This window comes from Rhizobium sp. BK399, assembly GCF_014194695.1.
GTDB lineage: Bacteria > Pseudomonadota > Alphaproteobacteria > Rhizobiales > Rhizobiaceae > Rhizobium.
On record NZ_JACIAH010000001.1, the window covers coordinates 1,131,137 to 1,145,825 of the forward strand.

The 14,689-nt window shown below is 59.9% G+C and carries 16 protein-coding genes and 1 tRNA gene; 8 read left to right on the forward strand and 9 right to left on the reverse strand.

The annotated features are described in order from the left end of the window. Window positions 1-136: 136 nt before the first annotated feature. The 3 genes from FHT97_RS05620 to FHT97_RS05630 all read right to left on the reverse strand — a co-directional run bounded on the left by FHT97_RS05620 (window position 137) and on the right by FHT97_RS05630 (window position 2,082). A complete protein-coding gene (locus FHT97_RS05620) occupies window positions 137-508 on the reverse strand; it encodes a surface protein (protein ID WP_183860468.1) in 372 nt (123 codons plus the stop codon). Between the two features lie 167 nt (window positions 509-675). Next, window positions 676-999 (reverse strand): hypothetical protein, encoded by a 324-nt coding sequence (locus FHT97_RS05625; RefSeq protein ID WP_016552562.1) that lies wholly within the window; start codon window positions 997-999, stop codon window positions 676-678. A gap of 96 nt (window positions 1,000-1,095) precedes the next feature. Beyond that, window positions 1,096-2,082 (reverse strand): GlxA family transcriptional regulator, encoded by a 987-nt coding sequence (locus FHT97_RS05630; RefSeq protein ID WP_183860470.1) that lies wholly within the window; start codon window positions 2,080-2,082, stop codon window positions 1,096-1,098. Window positions 2,083-2,198: 116 nt separating this feature from the next. Between FHT97_RS05630 and FHT97_RS05635 the strand changes: the two genes are divergently transcribed. The 3 genes from FHT97_RS05635 to FHT97_RS05645 all read left to right on the forward strand — a co-directional run bounded on the left by FHT97_RS05635 (window position 2,199) and on the right by FHT97_RS05645 (window position 4,056). Then, a complete protein-coding gene (locus FHT97_RS05635; protein ID WP_183860472.1) occupies window positions 2,199-2,771 on the forward strand; it encodes a cysteine hydrolase family protein in 573 nt (190 codons plus the stop codon). A 160-nt stretch (window positions 2,772-2,931) separates the two neighbouring features. Then, window positions 2,932-3,402, forward strand: a complete 471-nt coding sequence (locus tag FHT97_RS05640; RefSeq protein ID WP_183753148.1) for an aminoacyl-tRNA deacylase — start codon at window positions 2,932-2,934, stop codon at window positions 3,400-3,402. Between the two features lie 390 nt (window positions 3,403-3,792). Beyond that, complete coding sequence (locus tag FHT97_RS05645) at window positions 3,793-4,056, forward strand: hypothetical protein (protein ID WP_016552558.1); 264 nt, start codon at window positions 3,793-3,795, stop codon at window positions 4,054-4,056. A 137-nt stretch (window positions 4,057-4,193) separates the two neighbouring features. On the opposite strand, the gene FHT97_RS05650 is transcribed toward FHT97_RS05645, so the two are convergent. The 3 genes from FHT97_RS05650 to FHT97_RS05660 form a co-directional block, all read right to left on the reverse strand. After that, window positions 4,194-4,270 (reverse strand) — tRNA-Arg (locus FHT97_RS05650). Window positions 4,271-4,391: 121 nt separating this feature from the next. Beyond that, window positions 4,392-5,915: a HAMP domain-containing sensor histidine kinase gene (locus tag FHT97_RS05655; RefSeq protein WP_183860474.1), complete on the reverse strand. Its 1,524-nt coding sequence runs from the start codon at window positions 5,913-5,915 to the stop codon at window positions 4,392-4,394. A 155-nt stretch (window positions 5,916-6,070) separates the two neighbouring features. Further along, complete coding sequence (locus FHT97_RS05660; RefSeq protein WP_183860476.1) at window positions 6,071-8,071, reverse strand: methyl-accepting chemotaxis protein; 2,001 nt, start codon at window positions 8,069-8,071, stop codon at window positions 6,071-6,073. Window positions 8,072-8,517: 446 nt separating this feature from the next. Between FHT97_RS05660 and rpmH the strand changes: the two genes are divergently transcribed. From rpmH to yihA, 4 genes are all read left to right on the forward strand, one after another. Next, window positions 8,518-8,652, forward strand: coding sequence for a 50S ribosomal protein L34 (gene rpmH / locus FHT97_RS05665; RefSeq protein ID WP_016552555.1), 135 nt, complete (start codon window positions 8,518-8,520; stop codon window positions 8,650-8,652). A 21-nt stretch (window positions 8,653-8,673) separates the two neighbouring features. Beyond that, a complete protein-coding gene (gene rnpA / locus FHT97_RS05670) occupies window positions 8,674-9,075 on the forward strand; it encodes a ribonuclease P protein component (protein WP_016552554.1) in 402 nt (133 codons plus the stop codon). Further along, entirely contained in the window at window positions 9,075-10,868 is a 1,794-nt protein-coding gene (gene yidC / locus FHT97_RS05675) for a membrane protein insertase YidC (RefSeq protein WP_183753156.1), read from the forward strand. The genes rnpA and yidC overlap by 1 nt, the downstream gene beginning before the upstream one ends. A gap of 135 nt (window positions 10,869-11,003) precedes the next feature. Continuing rightward, complete coding sequence (yihA, locus tag FHT97_RS05680; RefSeq protein WP_183753158.1) at window positions 11,004-11,663, forward strand: ribosome biogenesis GTP-binding protein YihA/YsxC; 660 nt, start codon at window positions 11,004-11,006, stop codon at window positions 11,661-11,663. A gap of 52 nt (window positions 11,664-11,715) precedes the next feature. Here the strand turns inward: yihA and FHT97_RS05685 are convergent, their stop codons facing one another. From FHT97_RS05685 to FHT97_RS05695, 3 genes are all read right to left on the reverse strand, one after another. Then, window positions 11,716-12,273 (reverse strand): fasciclin domain-containing protein, encoded by a 558-nt coding sequence (locus tag FHT97_RS05685; protein ID WP_183753160.1) that lies wholly within the window; start codon window positions 12,271-12,273, stop codon window positions 11,716-11,718. A 123-nt stretch (window positions 12,274-12,396) separates the two neighbouring features. Continuing rightward, the gene (locus tag FHT97_RS05690) at window positions 12,397-13,116 is read right to left on the reverse strand and encodes an anti-sigma factor (protein ID WP_183860478.1); all 720 of its coding nucleotides are present in this window, start codon (window positions 13,114-13,116) and stop codon (window positions 12,397-12,399) included. Then, window positions 13,113-13,652: a sigma-70 family RNA polymerase sigma factor gene (locus FHT97_RS05695; RefSeq protein WP_183860479.1), complete on the reverse strand. Its 540-nt coding sequence runs from the start codon at window positions 13,650-13,652 to the stop codon at window positions 13,113-13,115. The genes FHT97_RS05690 and FHT97_RS05695 overlap by 4 nt, the downstream gene beginning before the upstream one ends. A 132-nt stretch (window positions 13,653-13,784) precedes the next feature. Here FHT97_RS05695 and argB point away from each other — a divergent pair, with 132 nt between their 5' ends. Next, window positions 13,785-14,672 (forward strand): acetylglutamate kinase, encoded by an 888-nt coding sequence (gene argB / locus FHT97_RS05700; RefSeq protein ID WP_016552548.1) that lies wholly within the window; start codon window positions 13,785-13,787, stop codon window positions 14,670-14,672. The last annotated feature ends 17 nt before the right edge of the window (window positions 14,673-14,689 follow it).

Here is a 14,689-nt window from a genome sequence, read left to right on the forward strand (position 1 = left end):
AAACGGCGGAGCACCGATACGATCTGTTGTGAGTCGCCCTTCGCCGACGAACCTCGAAAAAGTATCACCAGCAATTGAGGAAGCAGTGAATGTGAAGGCGGGAGCTATCCCGCCTCACATTCAGGACGTTACGTCATCAGTAGCCGTTGTCGCAGGGCATGCTGCCATCACCGTTGGTGCCGCCAAACGTGTTCTGGCAGTAGGTCTGGCGCTGCATGGGTCGCACCGGCTGAGTGCCGATGGAACCTGTCGTACCGCCCTCAACACCGAAGGCAGCCAACGGATACCAGTAGCCATCTGGCCCGCGGCGGGTGCCGGCGCGCTCAGTGCGCGAGCCGCGATAGCCGTTGAAATAGCCTGCCCGCTGCTGATTGTACTGCACCATTTCGACGTTCGAGGCGCTTGGGAGAGGAACCTGCTGCATAGGCGCCGCCTGCACGGGAACAGTTGATGGCAGTAGGAGGAGCGCTCCGGCTGACAGGGCGAAAGCAATGTTGGACATGTTCATGATAAATCCTCCTTCTTGGATTTATCAAAGAAAAATGCGTTCCTGCGTAGCAAAGTTCCGCGATCACACGCTCCCTCCTGCAGTCGTGATCAGCGGCGATTGCGCGTGAAGCGGGCTGACGCGGCAGGCGCCACAGCGGGCTAGGCGGCAGGCTTCAGCCAGCGAGCTTATCGGCCGTAAATTCGATACCCTTGGCTCGACAGGCAGGTAACATACTGCCGTTGTGCCGCGGCGATCGCGGTCGCTTCCTGCTGGGCGGGATCGATCGGATAGCGGCCCATTCCGGCGCGCAGCTCGTACTGCTTCTTTGATTCCCGGTACATGAAATTGCTGTCGCCGGTGCAGATGTGATGGGCAACTGCCGGCAGATTGAGTGGTGGATCGGAAGGCCATGCAACGGGTACAAGTGTCGGCATATTGGCATCGACGCAGCTGGCAAGCGTTGCCATGACCGCGCACAACGCAAACGCTTGCACCGTATTCCTCAGCATATTTCCTCCGGCCATGCGCCATGAATCGCTGCCCACGCAGCGCCCATTGCACCATCGCGTCGCAATGTTGCGCCAAGCTAGCCAGCCGGCCTCAATTCATACCCTGCCGTTCAATCCGAAGCGGCTGCGGTAGTCTCCCGGCGACAGGCCGGTAATCTTCTGGAACACCTTGCGGAAGGCGCCCGGATCCTCGTAGCCGGCAGCAACGGCGATCTGCTCGACGGTACGTTTCGATGACTCCAGCATTTCACGCGCCTTGCCGACCCGCAGATGCTGGCAGTATTCCGTCGGTCGAAACCCTGTCGCCTTGTGGAAACGGCGAAGGAAGGTGCGCTCTTCCAGGCGCGCGCACTCGGCCATCGCGGGCAGCGTGACTTGGCGCGCGCCGCTCGCGTGCAGCCAATGCTGAACCTTCAGGATCGGTTCGTCTCCATGGTTCAGGCGCGGCGAGAAGCTGCTGTAGCAGCGTTGCTCCCTGCCAGGCGGATCCACCAGGAGGTAGCGTGCCGTCTCCAGCATGACAGCCGATCCCAGCAATCTGTCGACGAGCTTCAGGCCGAGATCGGTCCAGGCCATCAGGCCTCCGGCGGTAATGACGTCGCCTTCATCGATGATGAGCTTGTCGGTATCGACCCGCACATCGGGAAAGCGCTCAGCCAGTACAGCCGCGTAGGTCCAGTGGGTCGTCGCCATCCGGTGCGCCAGAAGGCCGGTCTCGGCAAGCAGGAACGCGCCGATGCAGACGGAACTCAGCGTCGTTCCTTCGGCATGCCGCTGGCGAAGCCATTGGGCCAGCGGAGCTGCTTCGTCGGATGTCATCGGTTCGCCGAAGCTCGGGGGCAGCAGCAGCACGTCGGGCGACCCCGTGGTGCCAGGTGCCGTATCGAATACGCGCTCGACCGCCTCCGCGGCTTCTGTCTGCTGCCAATGGCTCACGCGCAACGCCGGGCTCCCGGAAGTCCGTTGCCTCGTTGCAAACCGATTCGCCAGATTGAATAGATCAGTCAGCCCATAGACGGCCGCGAGTTGGACGTGCGGATAGAGCAGGATGCCGATCTCGGTCGGTGCGTCGGCGTGGCTCATTTGTCAGTTTTGACCTCGATAATGTCAATTTCGCCAATCCACACCATGCCGCTTCAGACATAGTTTGTCCATCAACGGACGGGACCGTCCCGGAAGGAATGAAAGGATATCAGGACATGACCAAACAAGCCCTCATCGTCGTCGACATTCAGAACGATTATTTCCCGAATGGCAAATGGCCGTTGAGCGGCGCCGATGCCGCTGCCGATAATGCTGCACGGATCGTCGCGGCGGCCCGCGATGCCGGCGACCTAGTCATCCACGTCAGGCATGAGTCGATCGGCGAGACTGCGGCTTTCTTCCTTGCTGGGTCCGAGGGTGCACAGATTCATCAGAAGGTGCTGAATCGACCGGGCGAGACCGTCATCGTGAAGAACCATGTCAACGCGTTCCGTGAAACAGAGCTGAAGGCGACGCTTGATCGTCATGGCATCGAAGAGGTGACGGTCGTCGGCAGCATGAGCCACATGTGCATCGATGCCGTGACACGCGCCGCCAGCGATCTCGGCTACCGGGTAACGGTTGTCCATGATGCCTGCGCAACACGCGACCTCGAATTCAACGGCACGCTGGTTCCTGCCGCACAAGCGCATGCGGCGTTCATGGCGGCGTTCGCATTTGCCTACGCCTCCGTGCTTTCGACGGAGGAGACACTGGCCAAGCATGGCGAGGTGAGAGTCTCCGCCTAGGGAGGCGACAGCCGGCGCGCCAAAGTGGTGCGTCGAACTTGCGTGACCGCCATCGTCCTGTGGCGGTCATCAGGCATTGCACCCTCCGCCGTTGACTTCGCGGACGATGAGAGGAGAATGCCTTGTATGCCTTCCGACGCAATCTTAAGGGGAACCCAAGATGACCATCGCAAGGAAGCTTCAGGACTATATCGACGGTGAAGGCATCGCCTACGACACCGTGCCTCATCATCGTACAGCGACGACCAGCCAGTCAGCGCAGGCCGCCCATGTTCCGGGCAGCAGGCTCGCCAAATCTGTCGTCGTCCATCACGAAATGGGATATGTACTGGCCGTTGTTCCGAGCACTCACCGGCTCGAGCTCAGCACGCTGCAGGATGTGATGAACAAGCGCCTCGGCCTCGCCTCGGAAAATGAAGTCAGCACACTTTTCGCCGATTGCGATATAGGTGCGGTCCCGCCGATCGGATCGGCCTACGACGTGCCTGTCATTCTCGACGAAAGCCTCGGCAACGCCAGCGACGTCTATTTCGAGGGCGGCGACCATACGACCTTGGTACATGTCAGCGGTCCCAACTTTCGCAACCTGATGAAGAATGCGCAAATCGCCCGCTTCAGTCACCGACCGTAACGACTCGATTCCACGGGCGGCGGATCAGGTGATTGCCGCCTGAAACACACATCGGCTGACTTTGGTGAGTCTCGGGAAGACTTGCGGGTCTCACACCATACCCTGGTTGGAGTCACGTCATTTTCATGACTGACGTGCATGTCGTTCTAACGCAGCCTCGCAGATCACAAGCGGCCTTCCTTACATCCGAACAATCGAAGAAAAGCGTTGATCGCCGCGATCTCATAATCGCTCTATTGCGGCGGTAGGCGCGTCGACTACCCTCGCCGTCTTGGGACTGACTGACGGCGACGTTTATGAACGGCCGCCTCAGCCAAGGTTCATGTTGAGAAAAATATCCTTTGAAACAAACGCCTAGCCAACGGCGTTACGTGCTCAAAGGAGTAAAACATGAAAAAGCTTATTACCGTAGCAGCCATTGTCCTGACATCGCTTGCATCAACAGCCGCCCCTTCGTTTGCCGATAATGTCAGAGTGATTATTGGAACGCCGGGCTACCATGATGATTACCGGCCCAACTATCGCCACGGCCCGCCGCCACGCTACTGGCGCGATCGCCACTATTCTTCCTACCAGCGTTGCTGGAGGGAACCCTACCAGGTGCGCAGCCATCACCATGAGATTACCAAGTACAAGACGGTTTGCCGTCACTAACGATAGCTGACGCCACCGTAGACCGAATCCCTGCAGCCCTGCCGAGTCGGCGGGGCTTTTTTTGCCTAAGCCGCAGAGGGATGGTTGTGCGCGCAGTACGGCGCCAACCAGACATAAATATGATATGAGGAAGAGAATGGCGCACCCGAAGAGATTCGAACTCCTGACCCCCAGATTCGTAGTCTGGTGCTCTATCCAGCTGAGCTACGGGTGCGTGCCGAAGCGGCCGAACCGCTTGCGTGGGCGGTTCTCTAAAGGGTCCTTTCGGGGATTGCAATAGGCTTTCTGAAAAAATCGCGACTTTGATGGCGCAGAGCGGAAATGCGCAAAATGCATCACTTTTCCTGCAGCGCGCGGCCGCGGTAGTCGTCCAGCGATAGCGGGCGATCCGGAATCTCGATGCGAAACTGCGTTCCAACCGAAGGCTTTTCCACAAGAGCGATGGTGCCACCGTGCGCCAGCACGAGTTCGCGGGCGATCACCAGCCCCAAGCCCGTGCCGCCGGAGCGGGCCGAGCCGCGGAAGGCAGCAAAGAGATTTTGTCTGGCCTTTTGCGGCATACCGGGCCCGGTATCATCGACGATGATGCTGACCACGCTACCGACACGCTGCGCCGAAACGGTGATGCGCTTGGCGCCGTCGGCTCCACGCGCTACCGCCGGTGCGCTGAGGGCCTGCACGGCGTTGCGACAGAGATTGTGGATGACACGAAACAATTGCTCGCTGTCTGCATCGACCTCGAGCTCGGGCGCGACCTGGCCGACGAACTCGATACCGCTCTGAGCATCGATCGCCAACATGTCCTTCACGTCCTGGGTCAGGTCATAGAGCCGGATGCGGCGCCGACGGGGTGCCGCTTCGCTTGCCTGGCCATAGGACAGCACCTCAGTCGTATAACCGACGGCGCGGTCGATTGTGCGTAGCAACTTTGGCGCAAAGGCCTTCACCATCGGATCATCGACGTCCACGAGACGGTCCGACATCAGCTGTGCCGAGGCCAGGATGTTGCGCATGTCGTGGTTGATCTTGGAAACTGCTAGGCCGAGCGCTGCAAGGTTTCTCTGCTGCTTCAGCGTCTTTTGCAGTTCCAACTGCATGGAGGTCAGGTGCCGTCCGGCAACGGCAAGCTCGTCGCGACCGCCGTCGCCGACAAAGACATTCTGCGGATTTTCCGGATCGGAGGAGAAATGCTGCATGCTGCCGGTCAGCTCGCGAATCGGCCGAATCAGGATGCGGTTGATCGCGAAGAACACCAGCGTCGCGGTAAACAGTGAAATCAGGATCGACAGCAGAAAGACGTTGCGGGAATAAACAAGCATCGCATTGCGGAGGTGCTTGTCCTTCATAAGCACTTCGACACCGGTATTGGTGTCCTGTACCGGACCATAGACGCGGATCAGGCGGTTGCCGCCAAAAATCATCGTATCGAGCGCGTCGCGAATCGCGGTCACTGATGGCACGTCGGTCAAATCATACTGTTCATCGACCGAGGTCGGCATGTCCGTCGTCGCAAGTAGGCGCGAGGTGCCCTCTTTCCGCAGCACGATCGCCTTGGTGCCGGTCGCTTCCAACGTTTCCTTCTGCAGCGCGCGCGGCAGTTCCACCGGCTGTAGACCGTCGATCACGATCGCGGCCGCAGCCGCGGCATTCAGCCTTTCGTCCAGCCACCGCAGGCGCATGGTGGCAACCGACGGAAAGAAGATCAGCACCTCGGCGAGCATGATGCAGACAACCGTCAGCCACAGCAACTTGCCGGAAAGCCCGCCGAACATGCCGGACGGGCGCTGGTCCGCCCGGTCGGGCTCGGTCCCGGCAGCACCGTCTGGGAGAAGATTGTCGCCTTGATCGTGGGCTTGCATTGTCTTTCGTCCGCTTGGCGCCGGGCGCCCTTTGCGCGTTCTATATTAGACGATGACGGTCCGCTTTCAAATCTTTGCGAGCAAGGCCATTTGCGACAAATGGAAACGCCGCCCTGAGGCGGCGTTTCGTCTTTGTCCAAGGGAGCGCAGGGCGTTTAAAATTCTTCCCAATTCTGCTCGGCAACGGCGGCGTTGCCGCTAAACGCCCGCGCGACGGTCCCCATGGCGCGACGGGCCGGAGAGGCCACCGGACGATGTTCCTGATGGCGCGCGACGGCGACGGCGGCCGCTGCCGGCACGTTGGAGACTTTGAAGCGTGAGATCAGGCGGACAAGACCATCGGCTTCGCCGGAGAGCTTGTGCGTTGCTGCCGAGGTTTCCTCGACCATGGCAGCGTTCTGCTGCGTCACCTGATCCATCTGATTGACGGCGGTATTGACCTCCTTGAGGCCAGTTGATTGCTCCTTCGCAGCCGTCGCGATCGAGTGGATATGGTCGTTGATCGCGTTGACACGGCGTTCGATCTGGGACAGCGCCTCGCCAGTCGCCTGCACCAGCTTTACGCCAACCTGTACTTCATCGCCGGACTTGGTGATCAGGCCCTTGATGTCCTTAGCGGCGGTTGCCGAACGCTGTGCCAGCTCGCGAACTTCCTGAGCGACGACAGCGAAACCCTTGCCTGCCTCGCCCGCACGCGCCGCTTCGACGCCTGCGTTCAGCGCCAGCAGGTTCGTCTGGAAGGCGATCTCGTCGATGACGTTGATGATCTGGCTGATTTCGCGCGAAGCCTGCTCAATGCGACCCATGGCGTCGACGGCATTGCGGACGACCACGCCCGACTTGCCGGCGTCGTCCTTGGCCTCGGAGACCATGACACTGGCTTCCTGAGCACGCTCGGTCGAATTGTTGACGACCGCGGTGATCTCGTCGAGCGCCGCCGAGGTCTCTTCGAGGGCAGCGGCCTGCTGCTCGGTACGCTTGGAAAGGTCGTCGCTTGCGGCGCGCAGCTCGTTTGTGTTGCCGTGGAAGCCTTCGGCCGTCTCGCGTACTTCGCGCATCGTTGTCTGCAGCGTCGCGAATGTGCTGTTGACGTTCTGCTGCAGTTCGGCGAAGGCGCCCTGGAAGTTGCCGCGCATCGTCTGCGTCAGGTCGCCTTCCGCCAGGCTTGCAATCACCCGGCGCGTTTCGCCGACACCCGCATCGATGCTGGAAAGCAGATGGTTGATGTTGCTGGCGAACTGGTTGAGGTTGTCGTCGCCGTAGTCCTTTTCGATGCGGCGGCTGAAGTCGCCGGCGGCTGCGGATGCAACGACGACGGACATGCTGGACTGCAGATCGTCGCTCTTGGCGCGCATGGCGGTTTCCTGCGCATTCATGCGACGTACGGCGAGACCATTCTCCTTGAAGACAGCGACGGCGGCGGCCATTTCGCCGATTTCATCCTGACGTCCCGCGAAAGGCACTTCGGCCTCAAAGTTACCGTCGGCAACCTGCTTGATCGCGTCCGTGACCTTCTTGATCGGGCGGCTGAGCTGAATGGTGCCGATGTAGAAGCCCATACCGACGCCAGCCACAATGCCAACACCGGTAATCGCAATCACGAGCCACAAGACGGAGGTGCGCGAGCTTTCGACCTGCGCATTGACAGCATCGAGTGTCGCCTTGTCGGTGGCGACGATCGCATCGATCTCCGCCTGGAAAGCCTTGCGATTGGCTCGGTTGGCGTCGTTGTTGCCCTGCTCGTTCGCTGCCTGCGGGCTCACTTCGGTGCCGAGGCGGGCTGTTTCAGCGCGGAACGCGCGGAATTCCTTGGCGCGCTCGGTCATTTTCACGAAGGTGTCTTTCTGGCTTTCAGGAACCAGCGGAGCCCAGGAGGCAATTACCTTGTCGATCTGATCGAGATCCGTCAGCAGCCCCTTGGCGAAGGCAGCGGCTTCCTTTGTCGAGGGAGCGCCGTAGATTCCGCGGGCCTCCATGACCGTCGCCGTCACGAAGCGGTTGAGGCGCTCGCCATAGTAAGCGCGATCAGACGCGTCTTCATATGCCGACAGATTCTCGTCATATTGATGCACGGCCCAAAGTGCCGTTGCCCCGATCAGCAATGCAACGCCGCACATGGCGGAAACGAGCAGATTGATCTTACCTCGGATTTTCAAAGGAAGCCCCCCAGAAACTGATGACAAGCCGGGAAAGCTTTCCGGCCGATAGCTAAATTTGGCCGAAATAAATTAACGTTAGATTTCGGATGCTTGGCCGCCTAACTACAAAAAATTACCTGTACTTAGTCGTCAACGTTTGGTTTTTTGCGCCGAAAAACGCTAGATCGCCCCGAGAATGCGCGCAGCAGTTGCGAACGAAGAAAAATATTACGCACGGCCGACTTTAACGCGCCGTCACAAACATTAATGTGCGTCGCTAAATCTTGTAGCGCTGGGCTGAAATCCAGAAATTCCGGGCGATAATTGACTTTGACGGCCTTCATCCGTATAAGCCGCCGCACGTCCGGTCATATAAGGCTCTCGTTAGCCTCGCCCGTTCGAAAAACAACGCTCCTTGCAATATGCAAATTCAAGAAGGGCCGCACTCCGCGGTGTTTAAATAAATGAAGCGTACCTACCAACCATCCAAGCTTGTTCGCAAGCGCCGCCACGGTTTCCGTGCACGCATGGCCACCAAGGGCGGCCGTAAGGTTATCGTTGCTCGCCGCGCACGCGGCCGCAAGCGTCTTTCGGCCTAAGGCCGAATTGCCCGATAAGAGATGGCGGGCGAATTGACGACCAATAAGAAGAAAATGACTGCCGGGCGGCTGAAAAGCCGCCCGCAGTTTCTTGCTGTCCGCAATGGCGAAAAGCGCAGGGGCAGCTTCTTCCTGCTCGAAGTCCTCGACCGGAAGGAACCAGAGGCCGAAGCCCGCGTCGGCTTCACCGTCACCAAGAAACATGGCAACTCGGTCGAAAGAAACCGCATGAGGCGGCGCCTGAAAGAGGCGGTGCGACTTCATGCAGGGTTTGCAATGCAGCCCGGACACGACTATGTGGTTGTCGCGCGAAGAGACGTGCTGCAAGCACCCTTCGAAAAATTAGCCGCAGAGCTCAAAACTCGCGTCGAGACCAAGCCGAAACACAAGCGGTCCGGAGACGGCCGCCCCAGGAACGTATGATGCAAAACAACCGCAACTACTTCATTGCGATCGCCCTCTCCGTGCTGATCGTTCTCGGGTGGCAATTCCTCTACATGAATCCGCGCATCGAAGCGCAGCGCAAGGCTGAACTCGCTCAAAAAGCGCAGCAGAAGACCGAACAGGTGCAGACCCCTGCTGCGGGTGGCGCGGGTACGGCCCAGACGAGTGGCGCCGCGCCTTCCGGCCAGGCTGCCGCGACAACCTCGCTTGCTGACGCACTTGCCAAGAACCCGCGCGTCACGATCGATACCGCCGCTCTTGCCGGCTCCATCAACCTCGTCGGCGCCCGTCTCGATGACCTGAAGCTCAAGGGCTATCACGAGACCGTGGATGATTCGAGCCCGATCATCACGCTCTTCAGCCCGTCGGAGACGAAGGACGGCTACTTCGCCGAACTCGGCTACATCGGCGACGCCACCACCGGCAGCGTTCCGGGTCCCTCGACCGTCTGGACCGCACCGGAAGGCGCCAAGCTGACCGAAACGACACCGGTTACGCTGACCTACACCAATGACAAGGGCATCACCTTTGCCCGCACGATCTCGGTCGATGAGCACTACATGTTCACGGTCACCGACAAGGTTACCAATGCGGGCCAGGCTCCGGCGGCATTGTCCTCCTATGGCCGCGTCACCCGTTACAACAAGCCTGCCGTTGCCTCGACCTACGTGCTGCACGAAGGCTTCATCGGCGTGATCGGCGACAGCCTGCTCGAGAGCAAGTACGCCGCTGTCGAGAAGGAAGCCGTAACGCCGGCAACGGCAACCGGTGGCTGGCTCGGCATCACCGACAAGTACTGGGCGGCAACGATCATTCCGCCGCAGCAGACCCCGTACGATGCACGCTTCACGCACTTCACGGATGGTCAGCCGCGTTTCCAGGCCGACTACAAGCAGAACGCCGTTACCGTCGCTCCTGGCCAGTCGCTTGAACTGAAGAACCTCGTGTTCGCCGGCGCCAAGGAAGTTCCTGTCATCGACGGCTACGAGAAGACCTATTCGATCCCGAAGTTTGACCGGTTGATCGACTGGGGCTGGTTCTACTTCCTGACGAAGCCGATGTTCAGGCTGATGGACTTCTTCTTCCGTTACTTCGGAAACTTCGGCGTCGCCATTCTGATGACCACCATCGTCGTCAAGGCGCTGTTCTTCCCGCTCGCCAGCAAGCAGTACGCTTCGATGGCGAACATGAAGCGCGTGCAGCCGAAGATGGAAGAGCTGAAGGCCAAGTTCGGCGACGACCGCATGGGCCTGCAACAGGCGACGATGGCGCTCTACAAGGAAGAAAAGATCAATCCGATCGCCGGTTGCTGGCCGATCGCACTGCAGATCCCGATCTTCTTCTCGCTCTACAAGGTGATCTACATCACCATCGAGATGCGGCACGCGCCGTTCTTCGGCTGGATCCAGGACCTTTCGGCGCCCGATCCGACGTCGTTCATCAACCTCTTCGGCCTGCTGCCGTTTGCGGCTCCCGCCTTCCTGCATCTCGGCGTCTGGCCGCTGATCATGGGTGTGACGATGTTCCTGCAGATGCGCATGAACCCGACGCCGCCGGATCCGACGCAGGCAATGATCTTCAACTGGATGCCGCTGGTTTTCACCTTCATGCTGGCGAGCTTCCCGGCAGGTCTGGTCATCTACTGGGCCTGGAACAACACGCTGTCGGTGATCCAGCAGTCGGTGATCATGAAGCGCCACGGCGTGAAGATCGAACTCTTCAGCAACCTGAAGGGGCTCTTCAAACGAAAGCCGGCCCCGACGGAGAAATGACCAAAGCCCCGCTTCGGCGGGGCTTTTCATTTCAGCCGGCATTGCTGCGGTAACCTGGCAGCTGCCGGTCGGTTGACAAAATCGCCCGAAACCTGAATGCCATAGGCACATTGGATCTGGACTGGAAAAGGCCGAATGACCGACAACAAGAACGACAAGCCGCTGTTCGGGCGCCCCTGGACCTTTATCCGCGGCGTACCGTCCCTGAAGTTCCTGCCGCCGGAAGGGCCGCTGGAAGTGGCCTTTGCCGGCCGATCGAACGTCGGCAAGTCGTCACTGATCAATGCGCTCGTCAGTCACAAGGGGCTGGCGCGTACCTCGAATACGCCGGGGCGCACGCAGGAACTCAACTACTTCGTGCCGGAGGGTTACTCCGGTGAAGCCGGCGACCTGCCACCGATGGCGCTGGTCGACATGCCGGGCTACGGCTACGCGCAGGCGCCGAAGGACCAGGTCGACGCCTGGACGAAGCTCGTCTTCGATTACCTGCGCGGCCGCGCGACGCTGAAGCGGGTCTATGTGCTGATCGACAGCCGCCACGGCGTGAAAAAGAACGATGACGAGGTTCTGGATCTGCTCGACAAGGCGGCGGTCTCCTATCAGATCGTTCTGACCAAGACGGACAAGATCAAACCACCGGCTGTGACCAAGCTGCTCGCGGACACCGCGGAAAAGATCAAAAAACGGCCGGCCGCCTATCCCGGCATCATCGCCACCTCCTCGGAAAAGAGCGAGGGTCTCGATGACCTGCGTGAGGCGATTGCCCAAACGGTCGGGATCGCCAACTGGAAATGAAAGAAGGCGCCCAGATGGAATTGGGCGCCTTACGCTGACTGCCTGAACCGGCTTACATTTTCGGCAGCAGAACCTTGTCAACGACGTGGATGACGCCGTTGGACTGCTTCACGTCAGCGATGGTCACATGGGCGACATCGCCGTTTTCATCGGTGATCGTGATCTTGCCCATGTTTTCCTTGGCCTTCAGCACGCAACCGCCGACCGTCTTGATGTCGTGTTCGCCGCCGTCGGCCTTGATCATCTTGGCAACGGTTTTGGCCATCGCGTCAGCGGCGACGACGTGGCAAGTCAGGACCTTCGTTAGTTGGGCCTTGTTTTCCGGCTTCAGCAACGTATCGACCGTGCCGGCGGGCAATTCCGCGAAGGCTTCATTGGTCGGAGCAAAGACTGTGAAAGGTCCCTTGCCTTCCAGCGTCGATACCAGACCAGCAGCCTTTACCGCCGCAACCAGCGTCGTGTGATCCTTGGAGTTCATGGCATTCTGCACGATATCCTTGGTCGGATACATTGCGGCGCCACCGACCATTGGGTTCTTGGCCTGCGCAGCGAAAGCAAATGCGGAAACGGCAGCAGCAAGCACGCTCAAGCGCAGTGCGGACTTCATCATGATGGTTCTCCTCTAGCGTCCGTGGCTAAGCCGACCGGATGCCGACATTCCTTACGGACATGAGGATCTACGAGAGGCTCGTGGGGAGAGTTTCAGCCAGAGCGCAAACTTGCTGAAAAAAGGTCAACGGCGGTGCGCCGTACCGCTTGCCACGATCGGCCCGGTGGCCTGCCCGGTCGGCGAGCCGCCGAAAGGCTCGAGGCTGACCGCCAGAGTCGCGCCTTCGTCTACGCTGCCGCGCATATCGACAGGGATGACCAATTCGCCTGCCTGACCGGGAGGAAATACGCCAAGCGATCTTGGTGCACCGCTTGCCGGAACAAGCCAGAGCTCCAGCGACTTCTCTTCGGGCTTGCCGGTGGCGATGGGTACGATCCGCAGTTTTCCGCTCTGTCGTTCATAGGAGGCAAGTAGATTGACCTGGCTGCTGGAGGCTGTCAGTTCAGCCACGAGCGGTGCAGGGGCCTGAGGCGGAGTGACGGCAACGGTGGCAATCGTTAGTGCGCCCGCGGTGATCAACAACGAGACGAGCGCGAGGCAGCGCCAGAAAATGAGCGAACCCCACACTCCACGCGCCGGCGCCGGGGTTGCTTCAGGCGCACCAAACAACCGCGCCTCGATCTGCTTGAACGTTTCCTGGCTGGGGCTAACGACGTCGTAATCGTCGTTGAAGGAGGAGAGATTGGTTTCCCAGCGGCTGACGATGGCCGCGAACTGCCTGTCGCGACGCATCCGCTCCTCTACAACTCGCCGATCCTTGAAGGAAAGAACACCAAGAACATACTCACCGGCGAGTACCTCGTCGCGGGAGCGGCCTCCCTTGCTCTGATCCGGCGATGTCATCGTTCCATGCACTCTCTCAGTTTCAAGAGGCTGCGACGCAGCCATGTGCGCATCGTGTTCAAAGGGACGCCAAACTGATCGGCCAGTTCCTGATAGCTTTGCCCTTCGACGTAAGCTTTCTTCACCGCCATTGCCCGATCAGCTTCCAACTCTTCCATGCAGGTGTCAATGCGCCTTCCTTCATCCTTGATCACAGTCTGTATCTCGGGGGAGGGTTCGTCATCCGCGAGGTCGTAGGCACTATCGATTTCGTCGGCAATCGGCTTTCGCGCGCGCATGATGTCGATCGCTTGGTTGCGCGCGATTGCCGCGAGCCAGGAAGACGGCGCACCGGATCCGGCAGCGAACACGCCGGCACGCTGCCAAATCTTCACGTAGACTTCCTGAAGCGATTCCTCGGCCTCGGTTCTGTCTTTCAAAATACGCAGGCAGATGGAAAAGAGTTTCGGGCTGGTCTCGCGATAGAGCGTGGCAAAGGCCTTGCGATCGCCGATCGCCACCAGGCTGATCAGATGCGCGATTTCGTCGCTTGTCATGCCATGCCCCTTACCACTAGCCCGACTCCCCGGGCTTACTGCCAGCTGATACGGCAAACTAATGGCCTCTGGATTATTCCATCTGTCAAAAACTTGAGATAAAAGGCCGCGATCAATTCCGCGGGGTATCCCATGAACCAGTCCGAAAGCGAAACCCAGGCACGCCTGCTTGCGCAGGCCCTGCCTTTCATGCAGCGCTACGAGAATAAGACGATTGTCGTGAAGTACGGCGGCCATGCCATGGGCAATGCCGAGCTCGGCAAGGCTTTCGCGAGCGACATCGCGCTCTTGAAACAGTCCGGCGTCAATCCGATCGTCGTCCACGGCGGCGGCCCGCAGATCGGCGCGATGCTGACGAAGATGGGCATCGAATCGAAGTTCGAAGGCGGCCTGCGCGTCACCGACGCCAAGACAGTCGAGATCGTCGAAATGGTTCTCGCCGGTTCGATCAACAAGGAAATCGTCGCGCTCATCAACCAGACGGGCGAATGGGCGATCGGCCTTTGCGGCAAGGACGGCAACATGGTCTTCGCTGAAAAGGCGCAGAAGAAGATCAAGGACCCGGATTCGAACATCGAGCGCGTGCTCGATCTCGGCTTCGTCGGCGAGGTCGTCGAAGTCGACCGCACGCTGCTTGACCTGCTTGCCCGCTCGGAGATGATCCCGGTCATCGCACCGGTCGCCCCCGGCCGCGACGGCGCTACCTACAACATCAACGCCGACACGTTTGCCGGCGCGATCGCCGGTGCGCTGAACGCCACCCGCCTGCTTTTCCTAACTGACGTTCCTGGCGTTCTCGACAAGCAGGGCAACCTGATCAAGGAATTGTCCGTCGCGCAGGCGCACGCGCTGATCGCCGACGGCACGATCTCCGGCGGCATGATCCCGAAGGTCGAGACCTGCATCGACGCGATCAAGGCCGGCGTCCAGGGTGTCGTCATCCTGAACGGCAAGACCGCCCATTCAGTGCTGCTCGAGATCTTCACCGAGCACGGCGCGGGAACGCTGATCGTTCCCTGAGCCTTTTCCGGACCTCT